A 25884-nucleotide genomic window follows, 5' to 3' on the forward strand; every position below is an offset into this window, starting at 1 on the left:
AGTTCCTACGTTGCGTAAGAACTGTCCCTATACATTATCGTCTATGCTATATCAGAATGGCAGGTCGTCAGCACTCTCACCCTCTGCCGTCTCGGGGAACGGAACAGCATCTTGAGCAGGCGCAGCTGCAGGAGCCTCAGCCGACGCAGCAGGAGCGCTCGCCGGAGCAGCCGCAGGAGCCACGGGCTGAACGGGCTGAATTGTTGACGGATCAACCAAGCGCACATCGTATGCACGAATCGAGTTATACCAACGTCCCTGATACTCATGGGCATCAATATCGAAAGACACCATCACTTCTTGTCCTTCCTGGACATTAAATCGTTGCAGACGGTCTTCTCCCCAAACAGAGAAAACCATCTTCTTCGGATATGCATCATGTGTCTCCAACACAAAATCCTGAGCTTTCCATGGTCCGCGCGCAGACTCACCTTCCCTTGCAGGCAATGCTGCAATAATTCTTCCTTGTAAATCCATTTCTGTTAATTCTTTAATGATTGATGTCTCCGATGGAGACACTGGTTTTTTACTCTAAAATTCTTTTTCGTTTGCGAAATTACTAAAATTGTTCTAAAAAGAAAAACTTTTCCTTTGTTTTTTTGTTCAAAACAATGCTTTTTTGTATTTTTGTGGTCAATATAGAAATCAATATAAAAAATATAAGAAAGAAAAATAGACCATGAAATTTACATTATCAAGTACAGCCCTTAGCAGTCGGCTTTCAACACTCTCAAGAGTTATTAACAGCAAGAACTCCCTCCCCATCCTGGAGTGCTTCTTGTTTGAAGTTGAGAACAACCAGCTTACTATCACTGCATCAGACAGTGAAAACGTGATGAAGTCTATCCTTCCGCTGGACACATGCGACGGTGACGGAAACTTCTGTGTTTCAAACCGCACCATTCTCGATTCAGTAAAGGAGTTGCCGGAACAACCGCTCACATTTGAGATTGACCTGACTAATTTCACGATTAAAGTGGTTTACCAGAACGGTGTGTATAACTTCACAGCGCAGAAGGCTGAGGAGTTCCCGCGTATTCAGCCGATTACGGAGAATGCCACAGAAATCGTTATCGACTCATCTGTCCTGAACAACAATATCACCCGTACTCTTTTCGCTACGGCACAAGATGAGTTGCGCCCTGTCATGAACGGCATCTACTTTGACTTGACGCCGGACAGCCTCGCCATTGTTGCCAGTGACGGTCATAAGCTCGTACGCAACAAGAACTTCAGCATCAAGAACGATACCCCCGCATCATTTAATCTGCCGAAGAAGCCCGCCATGCTTCTAAAAGGCGTGCTGGGCAAGGACGGTGGAGACGTCACCATCAAGTTCGATGACAAAAATGCTGAAATCATTTATTCCGAAGGCATTCTGTCATGCCGCCTGTTGGCAGGACGCTATCCGAACTACAACTCGGTGATTCCTCAGAACAACCCGAACAAAATGACCATCGACCGGCGTTCGCTCATCGGCGCACTTCGCCGTGTCCTCCCGTTCGCCAGCGAGTCGAGCCAACTCATCCGCTTCCATGTGGAGACAGGAAAGCTGGAACTTTCTTCTGAAGACATCGATTTCGCAACAAGCGCAAAAGAGAACCTCACATGCGAGTACAGCGGTCAGCCGATGAGCATCGGCTTCAAGGGCCCGAGCCTGACCGAGATTCTCAACAACCTGGAAAGCGACGAAGTGGTTGTAGAATTGGCAGACCCCAGCCGCGCAGGTGTCATCGTTCCCGTCACACAACCAGAGAACGAGGACGTGCTGATGCTGATCATGCCAATGCTGCTGAACGACTAATAGTATCTAATCACACAGGGTGGAACTATGGGACACGGACTTTTCAACGTTCCATTGTTTCACCCTTTCCTATATTAAATAGTGCAATATGAAGCTGAAATTGAAAAAGCCCCTGATTATCTTTGACTTGGAGACAACAGGACTTGACCTCGTGAGAGATCGCATCATCCAGATTTCATTCATCAAAATAACACCCGACGGACAGGAAACAAGAAAAAACCAATACGTCAACCCAGGCAAAAGCATCCCCGCAGAAGTGGTTGCACTCACTGGAATAAGCAACGAGCAAGTGCAAAAGGCTCCGACATTCAAACAGATTGCCGCAGAGATAGCACAAGAGTTTGAAGGATGCGACTTTGCCGGTTTCAACTCCAATCATTTCGACATCCCCATGCTGGCTGAAGAATTTCTGAGAGCGGGCATCGACTTCAACTTCTCAGACTGCCATCTCATCGATGTACACAGCATCTTTACAAGAATGGAACCACGCAATCTCGCCGCTGCATATAAATTCTATTGCGGAAGAAAGATGGAAGATGATTTCGTTGCACACAAGGCAGACCAAGACACGGAGGCAACCTATCGCATCCTGCAAGGGCAGCTGGAGATGTACAACCCGGAGCGTCAGACAGAGGAAGACCGCCAGCTTCCAAACGACATGGAGGCGCTGGCTGCATTCTCGAAAGCCAACAACAATGTGGACTTTGCCGGGCGCATCGTTTGGAAAGAGATGAAAGACGGCAACGGCAACACCGTCCTTGATGAAAACGGGAAACCACGAATGCAAGAAACCTTCGCTTTCGGCAAATACAAAGGGACAGCTGTCGTCGAAGCACTCCGGAAAGATCCCGGATATTACGGATGGATACTGAACAGCGACTTCACGCAGGACACCAAACAAGTCCTCACACGCATCCGACTAAGGGACATGAAAGACAAAACATAAATCAGAAGAAATGACACTACAAGGAAAAAAAATCGTTTTGGGCATCACAGGCTCTATCGCTGCATACAAAGCATGCCTCATCATCCGCGAATGTATAAAGAAAGGAGCTGAGGTGCAGGTGGTCATCACACCGGCAGGAAAAGAGTTCATCACACCAATAACCCTCTCCGCACTCACCCACAAACCTGTCATCAGCGATTTTTTCGCCCAACGCGACGGAACATGGAACTCGCATGTTGACCTCGGACTGTGGGCGGATGCCATGCTCATAGCGCCATGCACGGCAAGCACGCTGGGAAAAATGGCGACGGGCGTTGCCGACAACATGCTCATCACGACCTATCTTTCCATGAAAGCACCGGTATTCATTGCACCGGCAATGGACCTTGACATGTTTGCGCACCCTTCGACACAAGCCAACCTGAAAACATTGGAAAACTACGGCAACCACATCATACAGCCACAAAGCGGATTCCTTGCCAGCGGTCTGGAAGGAAAAGGGCGCATGGAAGAGCCTGAGAAAATCGTGCAGGCATTGGAACATTTCTTCAACAAGGATCTGACACTGAAAGGAAAAAAGATACTTATCACGGCTGGACCCACTTACGAGAAGATTGACCCCGTTCGCTTCATCGGCAACTACTCCAGTGGGAAAATGGGCTTTGCACTTGCAGAAGAGTGCCACAAAAGGGGTGCTGAGGTAACGCTCATTGCCGGACCAGTCTCACTGTCATGCTCCAAAGATATTCACCGCATTGATGTTGAGAGTTGCGAGGAGATGTATCATGCAGCGGTTGACAACTATAAGAACGCCGATGCAGCCATCCTTTGTGCGGCAGTAGCCGACTTCAAGACAGCAAAGACCGAAAAGAAGAAAATCAAACGCGGAAAAGACGGGCTCACGCTGGAACTGCTTCCCACGCAAGACATTGCCGCCGCACTCGGAAAAATCAAAAAGAAAAAACAAGTGCTGGTCGGCTTCGCCCTGGAAACCAACGACGAACGCGACAACGCCATGAAGAAACTGAGGAAAAAGAATCTGGACTTCATCGTCCTCAACAGCATGAGAAATAAAGGCACCTGCTTCCAAAGCGACGACAACCAGATATCTATCCTCTCTGAAAAAGACATTGTCGATTACGAAAAGAAAAACAAAAACGAAGTCGCACGCGACATCATTGACGAACTGGAGAAACGCATATGAAAAAACTGCTCTTCGCCGTATGTGGGCTCATCTTCTGTGCCCATCTACATGCACAGGAACTGATTGCGAAAGTCAACATTAACCACAGCCAGATACAGGGCACCGATGCTTCGGTGTTCGAAAGTCTGCAACGGACTTTGGAGCAGTTCATCAACGAACGGCAGTGGACCAATTTGCAATTCCAGAAAAACGAACGCATCGCATGCAATTTCAACATCACCGTCACAAAATACGAAAAGGCGGACGACGCATTTACCTGTACAGCACTGATTCAGGCAAACCGACCGGTTTACAACTCGGCATACACCACCACATTATATAATAATAGGGATGCCGACTTCAATTTCAAATTCGCACAGTTCGACCAACTCGAGTTCAATGAAGAAAACATCGACAACCAACTGACGGCACTCATCGCCTATTATGCCTATCTCATCATCGGACTCAATCTTGACAGTTTTGCACCCATGGGCGGCGAAGATGTGCTCCAACGGTGCATGAACCTTACGAACAACGCGCAGAACCTGAACTTCCCAGGATGGAAATCGTTCGACAACGACCGCAACCGCTTTGCTATCATCAACGACTACCTCGATGGCGGCATGCAACCTTTCCGACAGCTGCAATACGACTACTACCGCAAAGGGCTCGACGAAATGGCAAACAATGTGGAGCGCGGACGCACCAACATCACGACAGCATTGGAAGAGGGATTGAAAAAATGCCACGAGAACAAGCCGCTCAGCATGCTCCCGCAAATATGGACGGACTACAAGAAAGATGAACTTGCCAATATTTATAAAGGAAAAGGCACACAGAAAGAGAAGGAACTTGTCTATGACATTCTTTTCTCCATCAACGCCTCACAAAACAACACGTGGGAGAAAATCAAAGAATAGTTTTCATTATCTTTGCAGGAGATAAACGAAATAAAAGATTATGCTAACTCAACTATATATCCGACATTTCACGCTCATCAATGAACTTGATATCCGGTTCAACCGCGGATTCTCGGTCATTACAGGAGAGACTGGTGCAGGAAAAAGCATTATTCTCGGAGCTATCGGACTGTTACTCGGACAGCGTGCCGACACGAAAAGCATTAAAGCGGGAGAAGACCGGTGCACGATTGAGGCACATTTTGACATCAGTAGATACAACCTGAGACCTTTCTTCGAAGAGAACGACATCGACTACGACGAGAACGACTGCATCTTGCGGCGCGAACTGACGGCAGCAGGAAAAAGCCGCTCGTTCATCAACGACATCCCTGTACAGCTCTCGCTGATGCGCGAACTGGGCGACAAACTAGTAGATATACACAGCCAGCATCAGAATCTGTTGCTCAACAAGGAGGATTTCCAACTGAGCGTGGTCGATGTGATGGCTGAAAACACACAACTCTTGGTTGACTACCAAACTTGTTTCAAAGAATATCAGAACGCCAAGCAGCACTTTGAACAGCTCAAGGAGGAAATAGAAAAAGGCAGGGAAAACGAGGAGCTGCTTCGCTTCCAGCAACAAGAACTGAACAACGCCGCCCTGATTGACGGCGAACAGGAAGAATTGGAACAGACGAGCAGGATGATGACCCACGCCGAAGAAATCAAAAAAAGACTTTTCTTCGCTGAAGATGTGCTGAACGGAGAGCGCAATCTGATTAACGACCTGAAGCAAGTGTCCAAAAACCTTGCGGAAATCATTGAGCCCTATCCCGAAATTTCTTCTGCCATCAAGCGCCTTGACAGCTGCTATATTGAGCTGAAAGACATTGCTGAGGATATTGCTGACAAGGCAGAGAGCATCGATTTCGATGGAGAACGACTCAGACTGACTGACGACAGACTCAGCACCATATACAGCTTACAGCAGAAATATCATGCCGCCTCCGTCCGAGAACTGATTGATATCAAGAATTCTTTGGAGGAACAGTTGAACCACATAGACCATAGCGACGAAACGTTGCGCGAAGCGGAACAACAGATGCTTTCCTTACATGAGCAATGTAAGCAGAAAGGCGATGCCCTCTCCACCTCACGCAAGAAGGCTGCACGAAAGATTGAGGAAGAGATGGGAAAACGACTCATCCCGCTCGGCATCCCGAACGTACGTTTCCAAATCACGCTCGAGGAAAAGCAACTGAGTGCGAATGGCATTGACAAAGTGGCGTTTATGTTCAGCGCCAACAAGAATGCACCCCTGCAACCAGTCTCACAAGTTGCATCCGGTGGAGAAATTGCCCGCGTCATGCTCTCACTGAAAGCCATGATTAGCGGGGCTGTCAAACTGCCTACGATTATTTTTGACGAGATTGACACTGGTGTGAGCGGTGCCATTGCAGAGAAGATGGCGCGCATTATGCAGGAGATGGGAATGAACGACCGGCAAGTCATCAGCATCACTCACCTGCCACAGATTGCAGCAATGGGCACAACCCACTACAAAGTGTTCAAGGAAGACACGAAAGACGAGACCATCAGCAACATGCTGCAACTCTCAGCAGAAGAGCGCGTCAGCGAAATAGCCCAGATGCTCAGCGGAAGCGACATCACCCAGGAAGCCATCAACAATGCAAGGTCATTGCTCAAACAGGCTTCCTCCACACAATAGACCTTCTCTTGAAACTCCCTCTATACCAGTTCACAGATACCGCTGGGCACTTTCCGCTTCAGCACATCGAGCTGAAAGTCTGCACCGACGATAATGCCATGACTACGCAAGACCTGTTCTACCGTCTTGCGCGCCAGTTCCGGATGATTGTTTTCCTCGCTCAAATGACAAAGCCACACATGGCGGAGCGCAGGAGTAGCCGCACTGACGAGCGCCTCTCCACAACATTTATTGCTCAGATGGCCGGACGGTCCCTCTATCCTTACCTTCAGATGGGGAGGGTAATTTCCCGTCCGCAACATCTCTTCGTCATAATTTGCCTCCAGAATCAGATAGTTTGCTGTTGAAATATACTGCAACATCTCCTCCGTCACATGTCCGACATCGGTCATCAGGCAAAACACAATCCCCTCACATTCAATCTGATAACCAACATTCTCCGAACTATCGTGCGGCACGTCAAAAGACGTAACCTTGAAATCGCCGAGCTGCACCGTCTCTCCCTTCTCTATATAGCGCACATATTCCGACTGTATATTGCGATGGATGCAATAGTTTCCCGTGATGCCCTTATGCACTTTCTCCGTCGCATAGACAGGAAGATGATAGTCACCGCTGATGCTGCCGACCGATTTAATGTGGTCAGCATGGTCATGCGTGATAAGTACGTGATGGATATTATGGAGCGAAAGCCCGTACTCCTGAAAGCGTTTCTTCAGGCTACGCATCCCCATCCCAATATCTATTAAGAGTCCGTCCTTCTCCGTGAAAAGATAGTAGCAATTGCCGCTGCTTCCACTTCCAAACGATATAAATTTCAGCATTTGTGACAAATTTTGTGCAAAAGTAGCAAAAAGATTGGATATAATTCGTACCTTTGACGTGATTTAATACTTCGAACATGAAAAATTCCCTAATATGCCTCATGCTTGTGCTCTTTGCCGGCTGCACTCAGGAGAAGAGCAGCAAACAGTTGTTGGAAGAGCGCGCCGACAGCTTCTCTACTGCCTTTTTCAACTATCAGTTCAAAGAGGCAATGAAACATGTGGATGAGGAGTCTGAGAAATGGCTTCAATATGTTGCCACCAATGTCACGCAAGAGGATGTGGATATCCTTCGGTCACAAGAGGAAGGGGCATCTGTCAGTGTGGATGACATCATGTTTATTGATCCGCAGGAGACCAATGCCGATATCCGCATCACCGTCCATAACTTTCTATGGCACGACAGCATCGGAAAGCCTGGACGAATCATCAACGAAGCGCAATTCATGTTGAAAGCATATCTGGAAGGAAGTGACTGGCGCATCAGAATGGAAGGCCTACCGCAAAGTGGAAAGTGAAGTCGCGGCTCCATTTCGGATGTAAGAGCGGATAGTGCTCGCGAGAATTCTCATACGCAGGATTTATCGCCTTCATGCCCGCATCGAAACGCAGGATGAAATAGTCAAAGTTCAACCGCAATCCCAATCCGTATGATACAGCAATCTGTTTATAGAACTTGTCGAAACGGAATTCTCCGCCTGGTTGCTCGTCGTATTTCCGTATGGTCCAGATGTTACCCGCATCAATAAACAACGCCCCGTTGATTTTCCAGAAGAGGAAAGTACGGTATTCCACGTTCAAATCCAATTTGATGTCGCCCGTCTGATTGATAAAATCTATTCCTCCGTTGGTGCGTCGGTATGTTCCCGGTCCCAAGCGCCTTACTCCCCAGCCACGGACAGAGTTGGCACCGCCTGAGAAGTAGCGCTTCTCAAAAGGCAGAATCTTACTGTTACCGTAAGGATATGCCACACCTATACCTCCATGCAGGACGAGTGAATTGTGGGTATCGAACTGAAACATGCGGGTATAATCAAAATCGACTTTCACATATTGCGCATAAGCTATATTAAATAATGTGTACTGCCCGTCGGTATTTTTTTTGAAGGAGAACAGGTTTGAAGAGAGGTTCAGCAGGTTGCCTGCCGTTTCGAAATTGGCTTTCAAGGCGCGTACGCCATTATTGTAGGACAAGCCGAAACCTATCTTCATGATGAACAGGTCCTCATAATTATAGCGCAATATGGCGTTCCTACTGCTCACGCTGTCCAGATACTCATGCTTGAATGTCTCGGAAATCCACGGCATATAGATATAGTTCATATCCAGCAGATCCAGCTTATAGGTCGTGTGATGATGGGGCTCTCCCCACCGATAGCGCCATCCGGCGGAAAAGACCCGTCGATGGAACTCTGGACGGTTCTGAAGATTGTAGCTGAGCGACACTTCCGATGTGGCATTGATGTTACGGCGGAAGCTGCGAGAGAGGAAGGGAGCCACAAAACGTGGGAAGGTCAACTTTGTTTCCAACCCATACTCTTCATAATCCTCATTTTTATAGCCTTCCAACCCGGTAATAGCCTCAAAGGCACCGCGCAGCTGCACACTCCACATCTCCGACCCCTTGAACAGGTTCCTGTCCTCGTAGGTCAACGAGACAGCAGCACCTAAATCTCCTGCCGTATTCGTCCCTTCCGGCTGGAATATGATTGAGCGGCGCTTCCCCGTGCTCAGCTGTATCTGGCAGTCCAGCAGCGTCGTGTCAGGAAGTTCCGTGAACCTCACATTCGTATATCTGATGGCATTCAGACGGGAGAAATTGTTGTAGGTCTTTTGCAGAGCAGACGTGCTGAATGGTTTCCCCGACTCTATCGCCGTACTGTTCTCCAATACGCCTTTCCTGATTTTAAGTGCATCACCGTCGGAACTCTGAAACGTCACGTTACGCACATGATAACGCGGATGAAGCGTTTCTTCTTCATCATCGTTGGCTTTGTATTTCAACAATCGCAGTGTCAGGTCTATCAACCGGCTGCCCCGCACGGTGTCGGCATCGAAATGGATGAAGTCTTTATGGAAGTGGTAATAGCCACGGTCCGACAGATAAGACGTTATCCGCTGTCGCTCCTGGTCCAGGCGGTTCACGGTAAAGGGCACCCCTGCCTTCAACTCATAAGAGAAATCTTTCTCCGATGACAGCAGGGCTGCAATGCTGTCGTCCTGAATGTCGTAACTGACGCTATGGATGAAATAGGGTTCTCCCGGATGCAGCATATATACCGCCTTCAACTTCTTCCCTCTTACGTGAGTACTCAGACTCACGCGGGAGTTCATATAACCCATGTTCTTCAACGCCGATGTCAGGATTTCGCAGGAGATGCGTGCCTGTGCCGAATCGAAAATCACGGGTTCTTCACCCAAATTCTTGAGCGTGCGGTTAATCCATTTCAACGAGTCGCGTCCGGCGAGGGAATAGGTTCCCAACGGCACTTTGAACAGCGAGAACCAGCGCGAGTTGGCACGCTGACGCACATAGGGGAGCAATGCCGAAGCGTCAAATCCCTTCACGTCGGACTTGACTTCGACCTTCTCCAGCAGATATTCGTTTTCGGGAACAAACTTTGTTGACGAGCAGGAAGACACGAAAGCCATTACCAGCAGACAGCAACCGATAACCACTCCTAAGCGACAGCCTTTCTTCCTTATCATCTTATTTATTTTTTATCAACACTAAGAATTCACCACATTGACGGGTTTTCCCTCGATGAATGCCTTCACGTTGGCGGTGGCGATATCCATCAGGCGGACGCGTGCCTCATAGGTTGCCCACGCCACATGCGGAGTGAGAAACGCATTGGGAGCCGAAAGCAAGGGATTGTCTGCCTCCGGCGGTTCCTGACACATGACGTCTGCACCGTAAGCGCCCAACTGTCCGCTGTGAAGTGCCTCCGCCACATCCTGCTCATTGACCAGCGGTCCCCTGCCGGTATTGATGAGGATGGCTCCCTGCTTCATTTTCGCAAGTGACTCCTTGTTGATTATCTCACGGGTGGAGTCTGTCAACGGACAATGGAGGGTCAGGATGTCGCTGATGCCTAAAAGACCTTCGAGCGTTGTCTTCTGTATGCCTTCCGGCAATTCACTCGCATTTTTGCTCGTACAAGCGAACACGTCCATGCCGAATGCCCGTGCAACACACGCCACCCGATGACCGATATTGCCCAGCCCGACGATACCGATGGTTTTCCCTGCCAGTTCGGGAAGTGGCGTGTCCCAATAGCAGAAGTCCGGATTGCTGCTCCATCTGCCATGACTGTTCTGTTCCGCATAATGTCCCACCCGATTCATCACGTTCAGGATATGGGCGAAAGTCATCTGCACCACACTCTCCGTGCTGTAAGCCGGAATATTGGTCACGGCGATGCCTCGTTCGCGTGCGAACGCCGTGTCAACCACGTTATAGCCCGTGGCGAGCACACCGATATACTTGAGTTTCGGCAATGCCTGTATTTTACTTTTATCAAGCACCACCTTGTTTGTCAACACGATATCTGCTTCCTTTGCCCGTTCTGCGACATCTGCGGGGGCAGTCCTGTCATATACCGTCAGTTCACCCAGCGCGTTCATCGCATCCCACGAGAGGTCGCCCGGGTTCATTCCGTATCCGTCTAAAACTACGATTTTCATATTTCTCGTCCTTTTTTGTTATTCTTCTTTATATCGTTCCTTCCAGCATTTCAGCATCTGCTGGTAGAGTTTCTCTTCCGACGGCGAATGCTGTGCATGCCAGATGCGTGTTGTCTTCAGCTCATCGGGCATATACTGCTGCTCCACGAAATGTCCGTCATAGTCGTGTGCATACTTATAACCGTCGCTATAACCCAGTTTTTTCATCAACGATGTGGGCGCATTCCGCAAATGGAGGGGAACCGGCTGGTTGCCTGTTTCCTTGACAATGCCCAGCGCGGTGTCAATTCCGAGATAGGCAGAGTTGCTCTTCGGGCTGGCAGCCAGATAGACAACCGCCTCGGCGAGTGGTATCCTTCCTTCGGGCCAGCCCAACTTCATGACAGCATCGAAAGCTGCGTTGGCAAGCAGGAGGGCATTCGGGTTGGCAAGTCCGATGTCTTCCGCCGCACTAATCAGCAACCGCCGGGCGATGAACTGCGGATCTTCCCCGCCCTCAATCATCCGTGCCATCCAATAGAGCGCCGCATCGGGGTCGCTGCCGCGAATGCTTTTGATGAAAGCAGAGATGATATCGTAGTGCATCTCGCCGTCTTTATCGTATGCCAGCGGATTCTGCTGCAATGACTCCACGGTCATTTCATCCGTTATGACGACATCTCCCTCGCCTGCCGACTCAACGACCAGTTCAAGGATATTCAGCAACTTGCGGGCATCGCCACCACTATAACGCAGCATGGCAGCGGTCTCTTTCAGTTCGATGTGGCGTTTCTTCAGTTCCACATCGGTCGATACCGCACGCTCCAGCAACGTCATGAGGTCTTCTTTCTCCAAAGACTTCAACACATACAGCTGGCAACGCGACAACAGCGGGCGGATAACCTCAAACGAAGGATTCTCCGTCGTGGCACCAATCAGCGTGACGACCCCTTTCTCCACTGCTCCGAGCAATGAGTCCTGCTGACTTTTGCTGAAACGGTGTATTTCGTCGATAAACAAGATGGGCGACGCCTGGTTGAAGAATCTGCCACTCTTTGCACGCTCTATCACGTCGCGCACGTCCTTCACGCCGCTCGTCACCGCACTGAGCGTATAGAACGGGGTCTCCAACTGATGGGCAATAATCTGGGCAAGCGTCGTCTTCCCCACTCCCGGAGGACCCCAAAGGATGAACGACGATATGCGTCCTGCGTCTATCATCTTCCGCAAGACTGCCCCCTCGCCCACCAGATGTTGCTGCCCGATATACTCTTCGAGCGTGCGTGGACGCATTCGTTCTGCTAATGGTGCCGACATAGTTCTGCTATTGCCTCCTTTTGATATTCCTGCAAAGCTACAAAAAAAATCCAACCCGTGCAAAGGTTCTTTCAATTATTGCAGTCCTACGCTAAAAATAGTCCTTTTAATGCGATTCCGGCATGCGCTCCTATTTGTCACTACAAAGCGTGAATAAAAAACGAAAGTTCGGCGAAAATGAACACAAAACCCACAACGTATAAACATACGGAAAAGGGCGTATAAATATGCGGTTGAACTTTCACATTCCAAAAGTTCAACTTTTGCGTCCTGAAAGTTCAACTTTCATCGCCTAAAAGTTCAACTTTTGCAAGCTAAAAGTTGAACTTTTGGAAAGCACACCCTAACGCATTGATAAACAGATGTTTAAAAACGGACATCCAAAACACTTGACTATGTATAAATATACAACATCGGGAAATGGACGACGGACGGCTGGACACGATGAAAAATCCTCGGACTGACATTCGCAAGAGAAGCGTCTGCATCTGAAAAAAGAAATGAGCGGAGAGCTTGCTGATGCAGGCTTCCGCTCACAAAAAATTATGAAAAAAATAAATTATTAGTCCAATTTATGGATAATCAGTCCGCTGCGCAGTTTCGGCTCGAACCAAGTTGCCTTCGGCGGCATGATTTTTCCGCTGTCGGCGATGTCCATAATCTGCTGCATGCTGACCGGATAGAGTGCGAGTGCTGCGCGCATCTCACCGCTATCCACACGGCGTTTCAGTTCCTCAAGTCCGCGCAGACCGCCTACAAAGTCGATGCGCTTGCTGGAGCGGAGGTCGCCAATCTGGAGAATCTCATCGAGGATGAGTCTTGAAGAGATATCCACATCGAGCACGCCGATGGGGTCGTTGTTGTCATAAGTTCCTTCTTTCGCTTCGAGGCGATACCAATGCTGGTCGAGATAGAGTGAGAACTCGTGCAACTTAGCGGGCTTGTAGATTCCCGTACCCATGTCTTCTACGGTGAAGTTCTTCTTCAGGGCTTCGATAAACTGCTCGCTGGTGAGTCCGTTCAGGTCTTTCACCACGCGGTTGTAGTCGAGAATGGTGAGTTGGCTTGCCTGGAAACATACTGCCATGAAGTAGTTGTACTCCTCGTCTCCCTTGTGGTTGGGGTTCTGCTTTGCCTTCTCTGCGCCGACGAGTGCTGCAGCAGCCGAGCGATGGTGTCCGTCGGCAATGTAGAGTGCAGGCATCTTGCGGAACTCTTCAGTCACGGTCTTGATGTCGTTCTCGTCGGAGATAATCCAAAGTTTGTGTCCGAAGCCATCGATAGGTGCGATAAAGTCGTATTCCGGTTCGGTGGCAGCATAGCGCATAATCAGGTCGTTGAGCACCTTGTTGTCGGGATAAGCGAAGAACACCGGCTCGATGTTGGCATTGTTCACACGCACGTGCTTCATGCGGTCTTCCTCTTTGTCGCGACGGGTCAGCTCATGTTTCTTGATGACGCCTGTCATATAGTCGTCCACGTATGCGCCTACCACGAGTCCATACTGTGTCTTTCCGTTCATGGTCTGAGCGTAGATGTAATACTGCTCCTTGTCGTCCTGCTTCAACCAGCCTTTGTCCTGGAACATCTGGAAGTTCTCAGCTGCCTTTTCATAGACGCGCGGATCATACTCGCTCGTGCCCGGCTCGAAGTTGATTTCGGGTTTGATAATACGGTAGAGGCTCATCTCGTTGTCGCCAGCTTCGGCGCGTGCCTCTTCACTGTCGAGGACGTCGTAAGGACGGCTCTCGACCTTCTCCACTAACTCTTTCGGAGGGCGGATGCCCTTGAATGGTTTTACGATTGCCATAGTTTTATTTTAGGTTTAAGATTAAATTCCGACTGCAAAGATACTGCTTTTTTGAGAAGTAAAAAAGCAAAAGGCTAAAAAAGTATGGAAAGACTTCAAAGCAACCTTAAGGACCCTAAAGACCTTAAAGTCCTTAGCCCCCGCGGCTATTTGCTCGTCAGTGCCAATCTCAAGCCGTAGATGATGTGCCGTTCCTTTGCAGGTGCCCGCATATTTATCAGCGCAAGGCTGTCTGTCAGTTCGGGTGTTAAAACCATGTGTTCTGCCTTGACGGAGAAGGTGCCGCCAAGCACCACCGCCGACTGATTCGCGCGGAGAATGCTTTCTTTCTCGAGTTTCCCCGTTTCAATGGGCTTGGGAGAGCGCCTTTCCTTCATGATTTCTTCTTTTGAAGGTCTCTTGGGTTTGATACCCAGCCACCGTTTCACCTTATTGATGCCTCGAATCCATATCGACGGGATGGGTTCAGGATATTCCTTCACAGCCCACTCGCCCACGTTGCCCGACATATCGTAGAGTCCAAGTTCGTTGGCAGCAAGCAGTCCCACGTCATGAGTATGCAGGTCGCTGTTCTCTTCCGTCCATGCCACACTGTCCGCCTGATTGCTTCCGGCATAGGCGAAGCCCTTGCCTTTCACGCCGCCGTGTGCTGCCCACATCCATTCGTCGCGTGTGGGCAGACGAAACTCCCTGCCTGTCATCTCATTCAGCCGTTCCACAAAGTCGAGACAGTCTGCCAACGACACATTCTCCACTGGCAAACGCTTACCTTTCGTAAACGACGGATTGTTTCCCATCACTGCCTGCCACAACTCCTGCGTCACTTCATGGCGCAACAAGAGGAAAGAACTAATAGGTTTAGTGCGTGTACGCGTCTTGCGTACCACACGCCCTGCCGAATCGCGGAGATAGACGAGGCGCACCATGCCCTCCTCATCGGGCTGCTGCTTGCGTGTTGCTGCGGAATCTATCACTGCAACCAGCTTCTTTTCCTTAAAAACACCACCCTCCACGACCACCATGTCGCTCATCAGCGAATCCACCACGGCAACACCTGTCTCTTTCGGCTGACCGCCACAGCCCACCAATAGCCACAAAAGCATCGGGGCAGCAAACAGCATCTTACAACATTTCATTTCTCAATTCTGTTTTTTATAATCCACAAAGATAAAACTTTTTTATCAAACTGAAATGCAAAAAAGCGTGATTTATTGCTATATTCAGATATTTTTCTTACTTTTGCAGCATCTAACATTATTAATAATAATAGACTTACCATGAACAAACGCATATTTACAATCATCTGCCTGTTGATTACAGTCATCACGCTCCATGCCCAGGAGTTTGAAACAGCAACGGAGGCTGTCAAGAACATGAAGGTGGGATGGAACTTGGGAAACACGTTTGATTCGCACAAGATTGGTGTGACAGGAGTGACGGAAACAGAAACACAGAACGGTCAGGCTGTCACCACACCCGAGTTGATGGAAATGATGAAAATGGCAGGCTTCAATGCCATCCGCGTTCCCGTGACCTGGTATCCGCATCTCGATGCTTCCGGCAACATCGACCCAGCATGGATGGCGCGCATTCGTGAGGTGGTGGATTATGTCATCAATCAAGGCATGTACTGCATCATCAACGTGCATCATGATACGGGAAAGACAGGCAAATCTGACGAAAACAAAGGATGGCTGCGGGCAAAAAGAGAAAACTATTTGAAAAACAAAGAGCGCTTTGAGATGATATGGCAACAGATAGCGACAGAGTTTAAGGACTATAACCACCTGCTACTTTTTGAGGGATATAACGAAATGCTCGACACGCTGGATTCATTTAATTATGCATCATATAAAACTGACAAACGGATAAATATCACAAATGAACAAGGAGATGTTGTAGCACAAATCCCGTATGACGCAGACGTAGCCCAATCGGCTTATGATGCCGTAAACGCTTATGCGAAAAGTTTTGTTGAGACGGTAAGGGCTACCGGGGGGAACAATGCTCATCGAAACCTGATTGTCAGCACTTATGCTGCAGCCGACGCACGCAGCCAAGGTACTTATAACAAAGAGCCGTTTGTTAAGATGCAGAAACCGGAGGACAGCAATCATATCGCTTTTGAAATCCACACATACCCTCCCATTGTCGATGACACACTCCGCTCTATGGAGTATATTGCAAGACAAATTGACTACATGGTTTCAAACATTGATACGTTTTTTGTACAAAGATATAACGCTCCTGTCATTATCGGTGAATGGGGAACTTCAAACGTGGATGCCGGATCGGGAAAAACCGACTACGATTTACATCGAGATTATATGTTCAATTTCGTGGACTACTTTGTCCAGAAGATGAAAGAGAATGACATTGCCACATTCTACTGGATGGGACTTTCCGACAAGACAAACCGCAGCCTGCCCGTATTCAACCAAGCAGATCTTGCCGAAAAAATCCTCAAAGCTTATTATGGCGAGGATTATGAACCTAACCTGATTTCACAAAATGATTATCATAAAGAATATCAAGTTAATTTCGCAAAACAATATGCAGAAATCAACTTAGCAGAAGATGCTAATGGACTTGAGACTAACTACAAGGCGATTAGATTAGTTTTGGCGGAAGCTCCTGCCAGCAATAAAGAATTACGAATAAGAGCTATAAAGCCAGATAATACACATGGTGATTACAATTATGTCAGATCTACTGATGAGATATTGAACTTCAGTACGGTTTCACAATCTCCTATCAATAAAATCAATCTAAAATGGAGAAGTGATGGTAGCTTAACGATAAATATCAAACATGTTTATCTCATTAAACATGATGGTTCAACAGTTGAAGTTGTTCCAAAAACTATTAGCGGAGGTAATTCCACAATTCAAGCAACTACCAACTCTATCCCCAACTACATCAAAGCGAAAATCTCTGACCTAAAATATTCTACCCTTTATTATGGGGATAAGAATTTGGTCGTTCCGCCATACGTAACGGCTACGGCATATTCGGTGGATGGAAAGAAGTTGCAGCCTGTAAAGACCTATGAAAGTAAGGATGTGATTCCCGCAGGAATAGGTGTGGTACTTACAAGCGAAAATGGAAACACCTACAAGTTCAGTATATCTGACGAAATGGGTGAACCAGCAACGGGCAATCTGTTGTGCGGTTCGGACGAAGCACAAACGACGACTGGTGGCGACCGCTACTATATGCTGTCGTTGAATGCCGACAGCGATCCGAGTTCTGTAGGATTCTACTATGCGAAAGCCAATGGCGCGGCATTTACCAACGGTGCCCATAAAGCCTATCTTGCGCTCTCTGCCGCACAGGCGAAAGCATTCAGCTATCCGTTCAACGAGACTGATGGCATAGAAACCATCACGAACGAACATCATAAGACCACAAACGGTATATGGTACACCATTGACGGCAAGCGTCTCAGCGGACAACCAACCCAAAAAGGTGTCTATATCGTTGATGGGAAAAAGATGATCATTAAGTAGATAATAATATAATAGTAAAAAGAAAAGAGGTAAGAACGATGGTTCTTACCTCTTTTACTTGCTTTCTATCTTTTATTTATTTGTTCACCTGGAACTTCGTATCACCCGTAGCGAAGTAAGCGTTAATCTGCTTAGCAGCAGCAATACCTGCATTGATATTTGCCTCTGCAGTCTGAGCACCCATCTTCTTCGGTGTTGCGAAGTAGCGTCCTTCGAACTTAGCGAAGTCTGCGTCAGCATCGGGCTTGATGTCGGTAACGAACTTCAGGTCCTCACGCTCAGTCATCAGTTTCACGAGTTCAGGCTCGTTGATAACCTCTTTACGGGCTGTGTTCACGAGCACGCCACCCTTCTTCATCTTGTTCACGAGGGCGTAGTTGATGCTCTCTTTTGTCTCTGCCGTAGCGGGAATATGGAGAGAAACCACGTCGCACTGCTCGAAGAGCGCATCCTGATTGGCAACGGCGTGCACACCTGCAGCCTCAATCACGTCGGCTGGGCAATATGCGTCGTAAGCATATACGTCCATACCGAAGCCTTTGGCGATGCGTGCCACGTTACGACCGACGTTACCGAAAGCGAGAATACCGAGTTTCTTACCCATCAGCTCAGTACCTGCCTTGCCGTTGAACATATTGCGAACTGCATAGACCATCATACCGAAAACGAGTTCGGCAACAGCGTTGGAGTTCTGACCCGGCGTGTTCTCTGCCACCACATTGTGGGCTGTGGCTGCTGCGAGGTCGATGTTATCGAAACCTGCACCGGCACGAACCACCACTTTCAGTTCTTTTGCTGCGTCCAACACTTCTGCGTCCACCTTGTCCGAACGGATAATCATGGCGTTCACGTCTTTCACGGCGTCAAGGAGCTGAGCCTTTTCCGTGTACTTCTCCAGCAGAACGAGTTCGTGTCCTGCACCTTCAATTTCTTTTCTGATACCGTCGATAGCTACTGCTGCAAACGGCTTTTCAGTTGCAACTAATACTTTCATTGTCCTTTTATTTAAATATAATAATGTGAATTATCACGTGTTTTTCGACTGCAAAGATACAGTTTTTTTGAATAGTAAAGAAGTAAAAGCCTAAAAAAATCCCTATTCTCCTAAAAGTCTTTAAGGTCCTTAAAATCCCGAAAGACTTTAAAGACCTTAAAAACAGAAGATACCTTCCCATTTACACTGGTCAGAAATACTCCTTATTTCATATTCTCAACTGACAACGACGCAGAAGGTATTCCCATCAATACGGATGTCACGACTGAAGTTGCGCAGGATGGTCGTCGCAATCTTGTTTCCATCGCGGTCAAGCACAGCAGGGTCAATCGCTTGCGGACTGTTGACGGTGAACTGCAACGTATCGTCTTGCTCCGTATATGCTAAGGTGAGACGCATACCCGGGGCTGTACCGAGGATGGCGAGCGACTCATCAACAACATGAAGCACGCTGTTAATCTGCTGACTTGACAGGTTGTAGCGCTGACAGAACTGCTCCATCTGTGCAATCATGGCATACCAGTCAAAATGCTCTGTCTCGATGACAAATGTCGTCTCGCGTATCTGATGTATGAACTGGCGGGTAAGCTCGCGCTGCGGATTATCGAAGAGTTGGTCAGGAGTACCGTCCTCATAGACAACACCTTCGGCGAAGAACAGCACACGGCTGCTCACCTGACGTGCAAAGCGCATTTCATGGGTCACCACAATCATTGTCATGCCTTGCTGTGCCAGTCGCGTCATCACACCTAAAACTTCGCTTACCATTGCTGGGTCGAGGGCGGAAGTGGGTTCATCGAAGAGCAATATCTCGGGCTCCATTGCCAAGGCCCGGGCGATAGCCACGCGTTGTTTCTGACCACCGGAAAGCTGGTCTGGCATAGCATTGATGCGTTCGGACAGCCCCACCATTTCGAGCAACTGTCTGGCTTTTTGCTCTGCCTCCTCCCTACTCTTACCAAGCAGTTGCACGGGTGCGAGGCAGACATTGTCGAGTACCGACATGCCGTTGAACAGGTTGAACGACTGGAACACCATGCCCATTTTGCGACGAAGCATGGGTACGTCTGCATCAGGCGACAAGATGTCCTGTCCGTCAATGAGAATGCTGCCGCTTGTTGGCTGTTCCAACAGGTTCAGACAGCGCAGGAAAGTACTCTTTCCCGTACCCGAAGGACCGATGACTGAGATGACCTCACCGCGGTGCACATCAAGGTTGATGTCACGCAATACGTCAATTGCGCCGTAGCTCTTCTTCATGTGTGAGATACTGATGAGAGCGGCATCCGTCTCCTGCCCTTCCACAAGGGACGGAGTTTCGGGATGTAAAGGATGGCGCTTGCGGCGAAGCATGAACCAAGCACAGCCACCTCCTAATATCACGAGGATAGGAATAATCCACCACCACTTGCCGTTCCCCTTCTCCACGGGAAGAGACTGGGACTGATTCGTGAGGATTCCCATTTCGCCTTTACGGACAAGGAACATGATGTGCGACTCGATGTAACCATCAGAGAAGAGCACCTGTTTCTGCCGTTCCTCAGTGATGCTGATTGCTCCCATTGCCATGTCAGCCTTGCCTGTCTGCACGGCAGGTATCTGCGCAGCGAAGTCCGTCGTCAGATACTCCAGCTTCCAGTTGCGCCGGTTCGCCCATTCCGTCAGAATATCAATCTCCAGTCCCGACTGTTTTCCCGAGTTGATGAAATTGAACGGAGGCATTGCCGGATAGCTTGCAACACGCAGCGTACGCCCTGTTCCCTGCTGCTGAGGTATCTCCATTGCCGACGGGTCGGTGGCATTGCGCCAGCGGTCGTAGATTTTCTCGTAGGTTCCGTCACGACGGATGTCAGCTATGAAACTATTGAAATCCTGCTGTAACTCGGTATTTCCCAAACGGAAGCAGGCACCTATAGGGCTAGGCGGCAGACCGGCATTCACCGTATCTACCTTCGCAGCCAACTCCTTATTGAATATCACCGAAAGATTTTCTTCAGTTGCCACATCAATCTTCCCACTTTCAAGGGCAGCCAACACATCGGCTACTGAAGTCAGACGCAGAATCTCGGCATCAGATGCAAACTTTGTGACAGCCATGTCTTGAACACTTCCAATCACAACACCGACACGCTTGCCTGCAAGTGCTTTAAACACTGGCGGGGCGGACGATGTGTCGCCAGTTTTTGCAACTGCATTTGCCTCTGCGCCATTCAGTACCCCTGGCAAGAATCCCACTGCCCCAGACAAGAGCAGTAGCACTGCCGCTACGACGGCTTTCGCTCGCTGTCGCTGAACCAGTGCCGTCAACAGCAATCCGATAAGCCACGCCATGAGGAAATAGATGATAGCAGTCACGATGAGCGGAAAGAAAGCATCGAACGTACGCGAGCGTATCAGGTCAGAGGCTCGCGTCATGTCTGCCACGGCTATGTAACCAACGATACTCGTACCTTTCAGCAGGCTCACCACCTCGCCCTGATAGACGGGCATCACAGCCTTGATGACCTGCGGCAGAATGATGCGGAAGAACGTCTGCCGTTGCGTGTAGCCTAAGGCTAAGCCTGCCTCGGTCTGACCGCGGTCGATTCCCTCGATACTGGTGCGCAACATCTCACTGACATAGGCAGCCATGTTCATGGAGAAAGTGACGATTGCCACCACAATGCCTGTTGCGTTCAGCGGTGCCATCACCACATAGAACATCAGCATGAGCAGCACCAATACGGGTGTGCCGCGCATCAGGTCAATATACACTTTGGCGATGCGCTGCAACCAGGCATGACGGCTCATACGCATCCAACACACCAGACCGCCGAGCAGCGTGCCTAAAATCATGGCGCATAGTGTGATGAGGAGTGTTACCTGCAGACCGTCGAGTATCATTTTGTAGCGGTCTTCCACGATGAGGTTGTTCTTGAAACTCTCAGTTACGCCGTTCACCAGACTCGCACAGCCCGTTAGCGTAGAACTGCCGCAGAGTAATAGGATGGCGGCGAGCATCCATTGCATTTTTCTTTTCATTTGTCTAATGGGATTTCCGGGTGTTGCACAGCCAAAGGCATGTCTTTTTGCGAAAGATAGAACATGTAAAGGATAACAGGTTTAGAGCCACGGTTTTCTCCATGATGGATGGTATTTACCATCTCAACAACGGGTTCACCCTCGTGCACCACTTTCTCCTTGCCGTCCTGTCCGATAATGGTCAGTTCGCCCTGTACCACCACGCCGTAGTTCATCACAGGGTGGTGGTGCCACCCCAGTTTCTGTCCTGCCGGAAATACATATTTCACAGCCACCAGTTCGGGACGCCCCTGAAAATAGTCGGGCAGTTCTACACCGTCCCAGCTCTGGCTGGTACGAATCAATTCGGTGGTTTCCACTTGTTGCGGCTGTTCCTGCTTGCAGGAGCTTACAATATCGGGGCTACAGGTATGGGCAGCGGCGGGCATCTTTTTTTTCATCTTCTATATTAGTTTTTGTTTATATCCGATTACAAAGATACGGCTTTTTTTTGAATGGCAAAGAAGTAAAAGCCTAAAAAAATCCCTAAAGTCCTAAAAACGAAAAAGCTCCTGATTTTCGATCAGGAGCTTCTTCGATGATAATTATGCTTTTACGAGCATCGTTCCAGTCTTTCCTTGCAGTGCCTCACGCGCTTTTTCGAGTGAGGTGATGAGTGCGCGACCGCCTTCTGTGTTCTCCACGAAACTGATGCACGACTCCACCTTTGGAAGCATTGAGCCCGGTGCGAAGTGTCCTTCAGTGATATACTGACGTGCTTCTGCGACCGTCATTTGGTCGAGATTTTTCTGGTCGGGCTTGTTGAAGTTGATTGCCACCTTCTCCACTGCCGTCAGAATCACGAGCATGTCAGCCTTCAGATCGAGTGCCAGCTTGGCGCTTGCACGGTCTTTGTCGATTACGGCTGCCACACCTTCGTAGTCACCGCATCCCTTCTCTACAACGGGAATACCGCCACCACCGACTGTGATGATGACGCTGTGCATATCAACCAACTGCTCCACAACGGGCAGCTCGACTATCTTCGTAGGAATCGGTGAAGGTACTACGCGACGATAACCGCGACCGGCATCCTCCACGAAGGTATAGCCTGTCTCTGCTGCGATGCGCTCTGCATCTTCTTTGGAATAGAACATGCCGACGGGCTTGGTGGGATTCTGGAATGCGGCGTCGTTCTCGTCAACCACCACTTGTGTGACGATAGCTGCACAAGGTTTGTTGATGCCTCTCACGGCGAGTTCTCTCTGAACTGCTTGCTGCAGATGATAGCCGATGTATCCCTGCGTCATGGCACCACACTCGGGGAAAGGCATGGCTGGTGTCTTACCGTCGTTGTTGTGAGCATACTCAAAAGCGAGGTTCACCATACCCACCTGCGGACCGTTGCCATGTCCGATAACCACATCGTAGCCTTCCTCAACGAGGTCAACAATCGTAGAGGCTGTATTCTTAACGAGTTCCAATTGCTCTTTCGGGTTGTTGCCCAGTGCATTGCCGCCAAGAGCTATTACAAGACGTTTGCTCATAGTTTTTTCTTTGTTTGATGTCTTTTTATAAAAATGAGAAATTGAACTCCCCCTCTAAACGGGTAGAGGGGGAGCCCGGATATTTCATTTAATAAATGGTCTTTTCTTCCTGACCTTCAATTACTTCAAGGTTGCGTACATCACAGCCTTAATGGTATGCATGCGGTTTTCTGCCTCATCGAATACCTTAGACTGCTTGCTGCGGAACACCTTGTCTGTAACTTCCATTTCCTTCAAGCCGAACTTCTTGTAGATGTCCTTGCCGATGGTGGTCTCCAGGTCGTGGAACGAAGGCAGACAGTGCAGGAAGATAGCGTTCGGGTTGGCGTTCTTCATCACGGCGTCGTTCACTTGATAAGGCTTCAACAGCTTGATGCGCTTCTCCCAGATGTTATCGGGCTCACCCATTGACACCCAGATGTCGGTGTAAATCACGTCAGCATTCTTCGTGCCTTTCTTCACATCGTCGGTCAGCGTGATGGTGCAACCGTTCTCCTTGGCAATCTTCTTGCAGATGTCAACGAGCTTCTTCTCCGGCATGTTGGCTTTCGGACCGCAAGCTACGAAGTTGATACCGAGCTTGGCAGAAACAACCATCAGCGAGTTAGCCACGTTGTTGCGGGCATCGCCCATGAACACCAGTGTCAGACCTTTATAGTAACCGAAGTTCTCCTGGATGGTCAGCACGTCAGCCAACATCTGTGTCGGGTGGAAATCGGTGGTCAGACCGTTCCATACGGGAACACCTGCATACTTAGCGAGGTCTTCCACAATCTGCTGGTCGAAACCGCGATATTCGATACCGTCGTACATGCGACCGAGCACCTTCGCAGTGTCTTCCAAAGACTCTTTCTTACCCATCTGAGACGAACCCGGATCGAGATAAGTAACGCCCATACCCAAGTCATTGCCTGCCACTTCGAACGAGCAGCGTGTGCGGGTTGAGGTCTTTTCGAACAACAGAACGATGTTCTTACCCTGCAGATATTTGTGCGGGGTGTTGGTACGTTTCAGATTTTTAAAATCTTTAGAGAGCTCCAAGAGATACTGAATCTCTTCGGTGGTGAAGTCCAATAATTTCAAGAAACTTCTACCTGATAAACTTCTTGGCATAATTTTTTAATTGTTTTTAAATTGATGAATATTATAAAATTGTCTGTTATCGAAACAAAGATGCTCCCTCCCCTTGGCGGAGAGGGAACATTTCTCGTATCTCTGTCGGCTTATGCCATCTCCTCGAAAGTCTTCTTGATGATAGCGACAGCCTTCTTGATTTCTGCCTCAGTGATGCAGAGTGGCGGTGCGAAACGGATGATGTCATCGTGGGTCGGCTTAGCCAGCAGACCATTGTCACGCATCTTCAGACAGATGTCCCAAGCCGTCTTCTTGCCGATAGGCTTCGTCACGATGGCGTTGAGCAGACCGCGACCGCGCACTTCAACGATGAACGGCGACTTGATTTTCTTGATTTCTGTACGGAACAGTTTACCCATCTTCTCTGCATTCTGCACGAGTTTCTCTTCCTTCACAACGGTCAGGGCTGCCATAGCCACCTTGGCTGCCAACGGGAAGCCGCCGAACGTAGAACCGTGCTCACCCGGCTTGATGTTCAGCATGATGTCGTCGTCTGCCAGACAGGCTGAAACGGGCAGCACACCACCACCGAGCGCCTTACCGAGAATCACGATGTCGGGACGGATGCCGTCGTGCTGGCTGCACAACATCTTACCCGTACGAGCGATACCCGTCTGCACCTCGTCGGCGATGAACAGCACATTGTGCTTCTTACACAGGTCGTAGCACTTCTTCAGATAACCCTCGTCCGGAACGAACACACCAGCCTCGCCCTGAATCGGCTCAGCGATGAATGCGCACACTTCCTTGCCATGCTCCTTCAACGCCTTCTCGAGCGCCTTCGGATCGTTGTAAGGAATGCGGATGAAACCAGGAGTCAGTGGTCCGTAGTCAGCGTAAGAACTGGGGTCGTCGCTCATGGTAATCACCGTCACGGTACGTCCGTGGAAGTTACCGCCACAGCATATAATCTTGATCTTGTCGTTAGGAATTCTTTTCTTCACAGCACCCCAGCGGCGAGCCAGCTTCAGAGCGGTCTCAACACCTTCGGCACCGGTATTCATTGGCAACACGCGATCGTAGCCAAAGAAGTCGTGCATGAACTTTTCATACTCGCAGAGTGCATCGCTGTAGAATGCGCGCGATGTCAGACACAGCACGTTAGCCTGGTCCTTCAGCGCCTTCACGATTTTCGGATGGCAGTGACCCTGGTTAACAGCCGAATAAGAAGAGAGGAAGTCGAAGTATTTCTTGCCTTCTACGTCCCATACATAGATACCCTTACCCTTGTGGAGCACCACTGGCAGCGGATGATAGTTGTGAGCACCGTAGCGCTCTTCCATGTCCATCAGCTTCTGGCTTTGGGTTTTCACACTCTTGCTCTGTGCCTTGGCAGGAGCTTTCTTCTTTGGAGCAGCCTTAGGCGCTGCTGCCTTCTTTACAGGCTTCTTTTCTACTTTCTTTGCCATATTGATTTACTTTAAAGTTGTGATAAATTTCATTTAGGTCGCTACAAAGATACAACTTTTTCTCGAACTACTTTCATTTTTACAATAAAAAATGCAGAAAAAGTAATAAT

The 25884-nt window shown here is 49.1% G+C and carries 19 protein-coding genes and 2 pseudogenes; 7 read left to right on the forward strand and 14 right to left on the reverse strand.

The window, feature by feature from the left end:
• Nucleotides 1-51: 51 nt before the first annotated feature.
• Nucleotides 52-477 carry a DUF3127 domain-containing protein gene (locus GRF55_RS07115; RefSeq protein ID WP_220367760.1) on the reverse strand — a complete coding sequence of 142 codons (426 nt, stop codon included), beginning with the start codon at nt 475-477 and terminating at the stop codon, nt 52-54.
• Nucleotides 478-679: 202 nt separating this feature from the next.
• Here GRF55_RS07115 and dnaN point away from each other — a divergent pair, with 202 nt between their 5' ends.
• The 5 genes from dnaN to recN all read left to right on the forward strand — a co-directional run bounded on the left by dnaN (nt 680) and on the right by recN (nt 6564).
• Nucleotides 680-1804: a DNA polymerase III subunit beta gene (dnaN, locus tag GRF55_RS07120; protein ID WP_220367761.1), complete on the forward strand. Its 1125-nt coding sequence runs from the start codon at nt 680-682 to the stop codon at nt 1802-1804.
• Between the two features lie 88 nt (nt 1805-1892).
• Nucleotides 1893-2750 carry a 3'-5' exonuclease gene (locus GRF55_RS07125; RefSeq protein ID WP_220367762.1) on the forward strand — a complete coding sequence of 286 codons (858 nt, stop codon included), beginning with the start codon at nt 1893-1895 and terminating at the stop codon, nt 2748-2750.
• A 10-nt stretch (nt 2751-2760) separates the two neighbouring features.
• Nucleotides 2761-3954, forward strand: a complete 1194-nt coding sequence (gene coaBC, locus GRF55_RS07130) for a bifunctional phosphopantothenoylcysteine decarboxylase/phosphopantothenate--cysteine ligase CoaBC (protein ID WP_220367763.1) — start codon at nt 2761-2763, stop codon at nt 3952-3954.
• Nucleotides 3951-4853, forward strand: a complete 903-nt coding sequence (locus GRF55_RS07135; RefSeq protein ID WP_220367764.1) for a DUF4835 family protein — start codon at nt 3951-3953, stop codon at nt 4851-4853. Before coaBC ends, GRF55_RS07135 begins: the two co-directional genes overlap by 4 nt.
• Nucleotides 4854-4893: 40 nt before the next feature.
• Nucleotides 4894-6564 (forward strand): DNA repair protein RecN, encoded by a 1671-nt coding sequence (gene recN, locus GRF55_RS07140; RefSeq protein WP_220367765.1) that lies wholly within the window; start codon nt 4894-4896, stop codon nt 6562-6564.
• Between the two features lie 20 nt (nt 6565-6584).
• Here recN and GRF55_RS07145 read toward each other — a convergent pair whose 3' ends face one another.
• On the reverse strand, nt 6585-7388 hold the full coding sequence (locus GRF55_RS07145; protein WP_220367766.1) for an MBL fold metallo-hydrolase: 804 nt from the start codon (nt 7386-7388) through the stop codon (nt 6585-6587).
• Nucleotides 7389-7465: 77 nt separating this feature from the next.
• Here GRF55_RS07145 and GRF55_RS07150 point away from each other — a divergent pair, with 77 nt between their 5' ends.
• Nucleotides 7466-7906: a hypothetical protein gene (locus GRF55_RS07150; RefSeq protein WP_220367767.1), complete on the forward strand. Its 441-nt coding sequence runs from the start codon at nt 7466-7468 to the stop codon at nt 7904-7906.
• Here the strand turns inward: GRF55_RS07150 and GRF55_RS07155 are convergent.
• The 5 genes from GRF55_RS07155 to GRF55_RS07175 all read right to left on the reverse strand — a co-directional run bounded on the left by GRF55_RS07155 (nt 7872) and on the right by GRF55_RS07175 (nt 15317).
• Nucleotides 7872-10097, reverse strand: coding sequence for a BamA/TamA family outer membrane protein (locus GRF55_RS07155; RefSeq protein WP_220367768.1), 2226 nt, complete (start codon nt 10095-10097; stop codon nt 7872-7874). The two genes, GRF55_RS07150 and GRF55_RS07155, sit on opposite strands and share 35 nt — an antisense overlap.
• 21 nt (nt 10098-10118) lie before the next feature.
• Nucleotides 10119-11075: a D-2-hydroxyacid dehydrogenase gene (locus tag GRF55_RS07160; protein WP_220367769.1), complete on the reverse strand. Its 957-nt coding sequence runs from the start codon at nt 11073-11075 to the stop codon at nt 10119-10121.
• Between the two features lie 18 nt (nt 11076-11093).
• Entirely contained in the window at nt 11094-12371 is a 1278-nt protein-coding gene (locus GRF55_RS07165; protein WP_220367770.1) for a replication-associated recombination protein A, read from the reverse strand.
• Between the two features lie 562 nt (nt 12372-12933).
• Entirely contained in the window at nt 12934-14181 is a 1248-nt protein-coding gene (locus GRF55_RS07170) for a DUF1015 domain-containing protein (protein WP_220367771.1), read from the reverse strand.
• A 146-nt stretch (nt 14182-14327) separates the two neighbouring features.
• Nucleotides 14328-15317: an SUMF1/EgtB/PvdO family nonheme iron enzyme gene (locus tag GRF55_RS07175; RefSeq protein WP_220367772.1), complete on the reverse strand. Its 990-nt coding sequence runs from the start codon at nt 15315-15317 to the stop codon at nt 14328-14330.
• 141 nt (nt 15318-15458) lie between these two features.
• On the opposite strand from GRF55_RS07175, the gene GRF55_RS07180 reads away from it, so the two are divergent.
• Nucleotides 15459-17690 carry a glycoside hydrolase family 5 protein gene (locus tag GRF55_RS07180; RefSeq protein ID WP_220367773.1) on the forward strand — a complete coding sequence of 744 codons (2232 nt, stop codon included), beginning with the start codon at nt 15459-15461 and terminating at the stop codon, nt 17688-17690.
• 76 nt (nt 17691-17766) lie between these two features.
• Here GRF55_RS07180 and GRF55_RS07185 read toward each other — a convergent pair whose 3' ends face one another.
• The 7 genes and pseudogenes from GRF55_RS07185 to rocD all read right to left on the reverse strand — a co-directional run bounded on the left by GRF55_RS07185 (nt 17767) and on the right by rocD (nt 25654).
• Nucleotides 17767-18684, reverse strand: a complete 918-nt coding sequence (locus GRF55_RS07185) for an NAD(P)-dependent oxidoreductase (protein WP_220367774.1) — start codon at nt 18682-18684, stop codon at nt 17767-17769.
• A 561-nt stretch (nt 18685-19245) separates the two neighbouring features.
• Nucleotides 19246-19944: pseudogene (locus GRF55_RS11840) on the reverse strand (amino acid ABC transporter ATP-binding protein); the annotation flags it as partial.
• Nucleotides 19945-20148: 204 nt separating this feature from the next.
• Nucleotides 20149-21705 (reverse strand): annotated as a pseudogene (locus tag GRF55_RS11845) (ABC transporter permease subunit); the annotation flags it as partial.
• On the reverse strand, nt 21702-22145 hold the full coding sequence (locus GRF55_RS07195; RefSeq protein ID WP_220367776.1) for a cupin domain-containing protein: 444 nt from the start codon (nt 22143-22145) through the stop codon (nt 21702-21704). The pseudogene GRF55_RS11845 and the gene GRF55_RS07195, both read right to left, overlap by 4 nt.
• Nucleotides 22146-22289: 144 nt before the next feature.
• Nucleotides 22290-23231, reverse strand: coding sequence for a carbamate kinase (arcC, locus tag GRF55_RS07200; RefSeq protein ID WP_220367777.1), 942 nt, complete (start codon nt 23229-23231; stop codon nt 22290-22292).
• A gap of 120 nt (nt 23232-23351) precedes the next feature.
• Complete coding sequence (gene argF / locus GRF55_RS07205) at nt 23352-24344, reverse strand: ornithine carbamoyltransferase (protein ID WP_220367778.1); 993 nt, start codon at nt 24342-24344, stop codon at nt 23352-23354.
• Nucleotides 24345-24454: 110 nt separating this feature from the next.
• The gene (rocD, locus tag GRF55_RS07210) at nt 24455-25654 is read right to left on the reverse strand and encodes an ornithine--oxo-acid transaminase (RefSeq protein ID WP_220369651.1); all 1200 of its coding nucleotides are present in this window, start codon (nt 25652-25654) and stop codon (nt 24455-24457) included.
• Between the last annotated feature and the right edge of the window lie 230 nt (nt 25655-25884).

Origin of the sequence: Prevotella sp. Rep29, assembly GCF_019551475.1 — a bacterium.
Taxonomy (GTDB): Bacteria; Bacteroidota; Bacteroidia; order Bacteroidales; family Bacteroidaceae; genus Prevotella.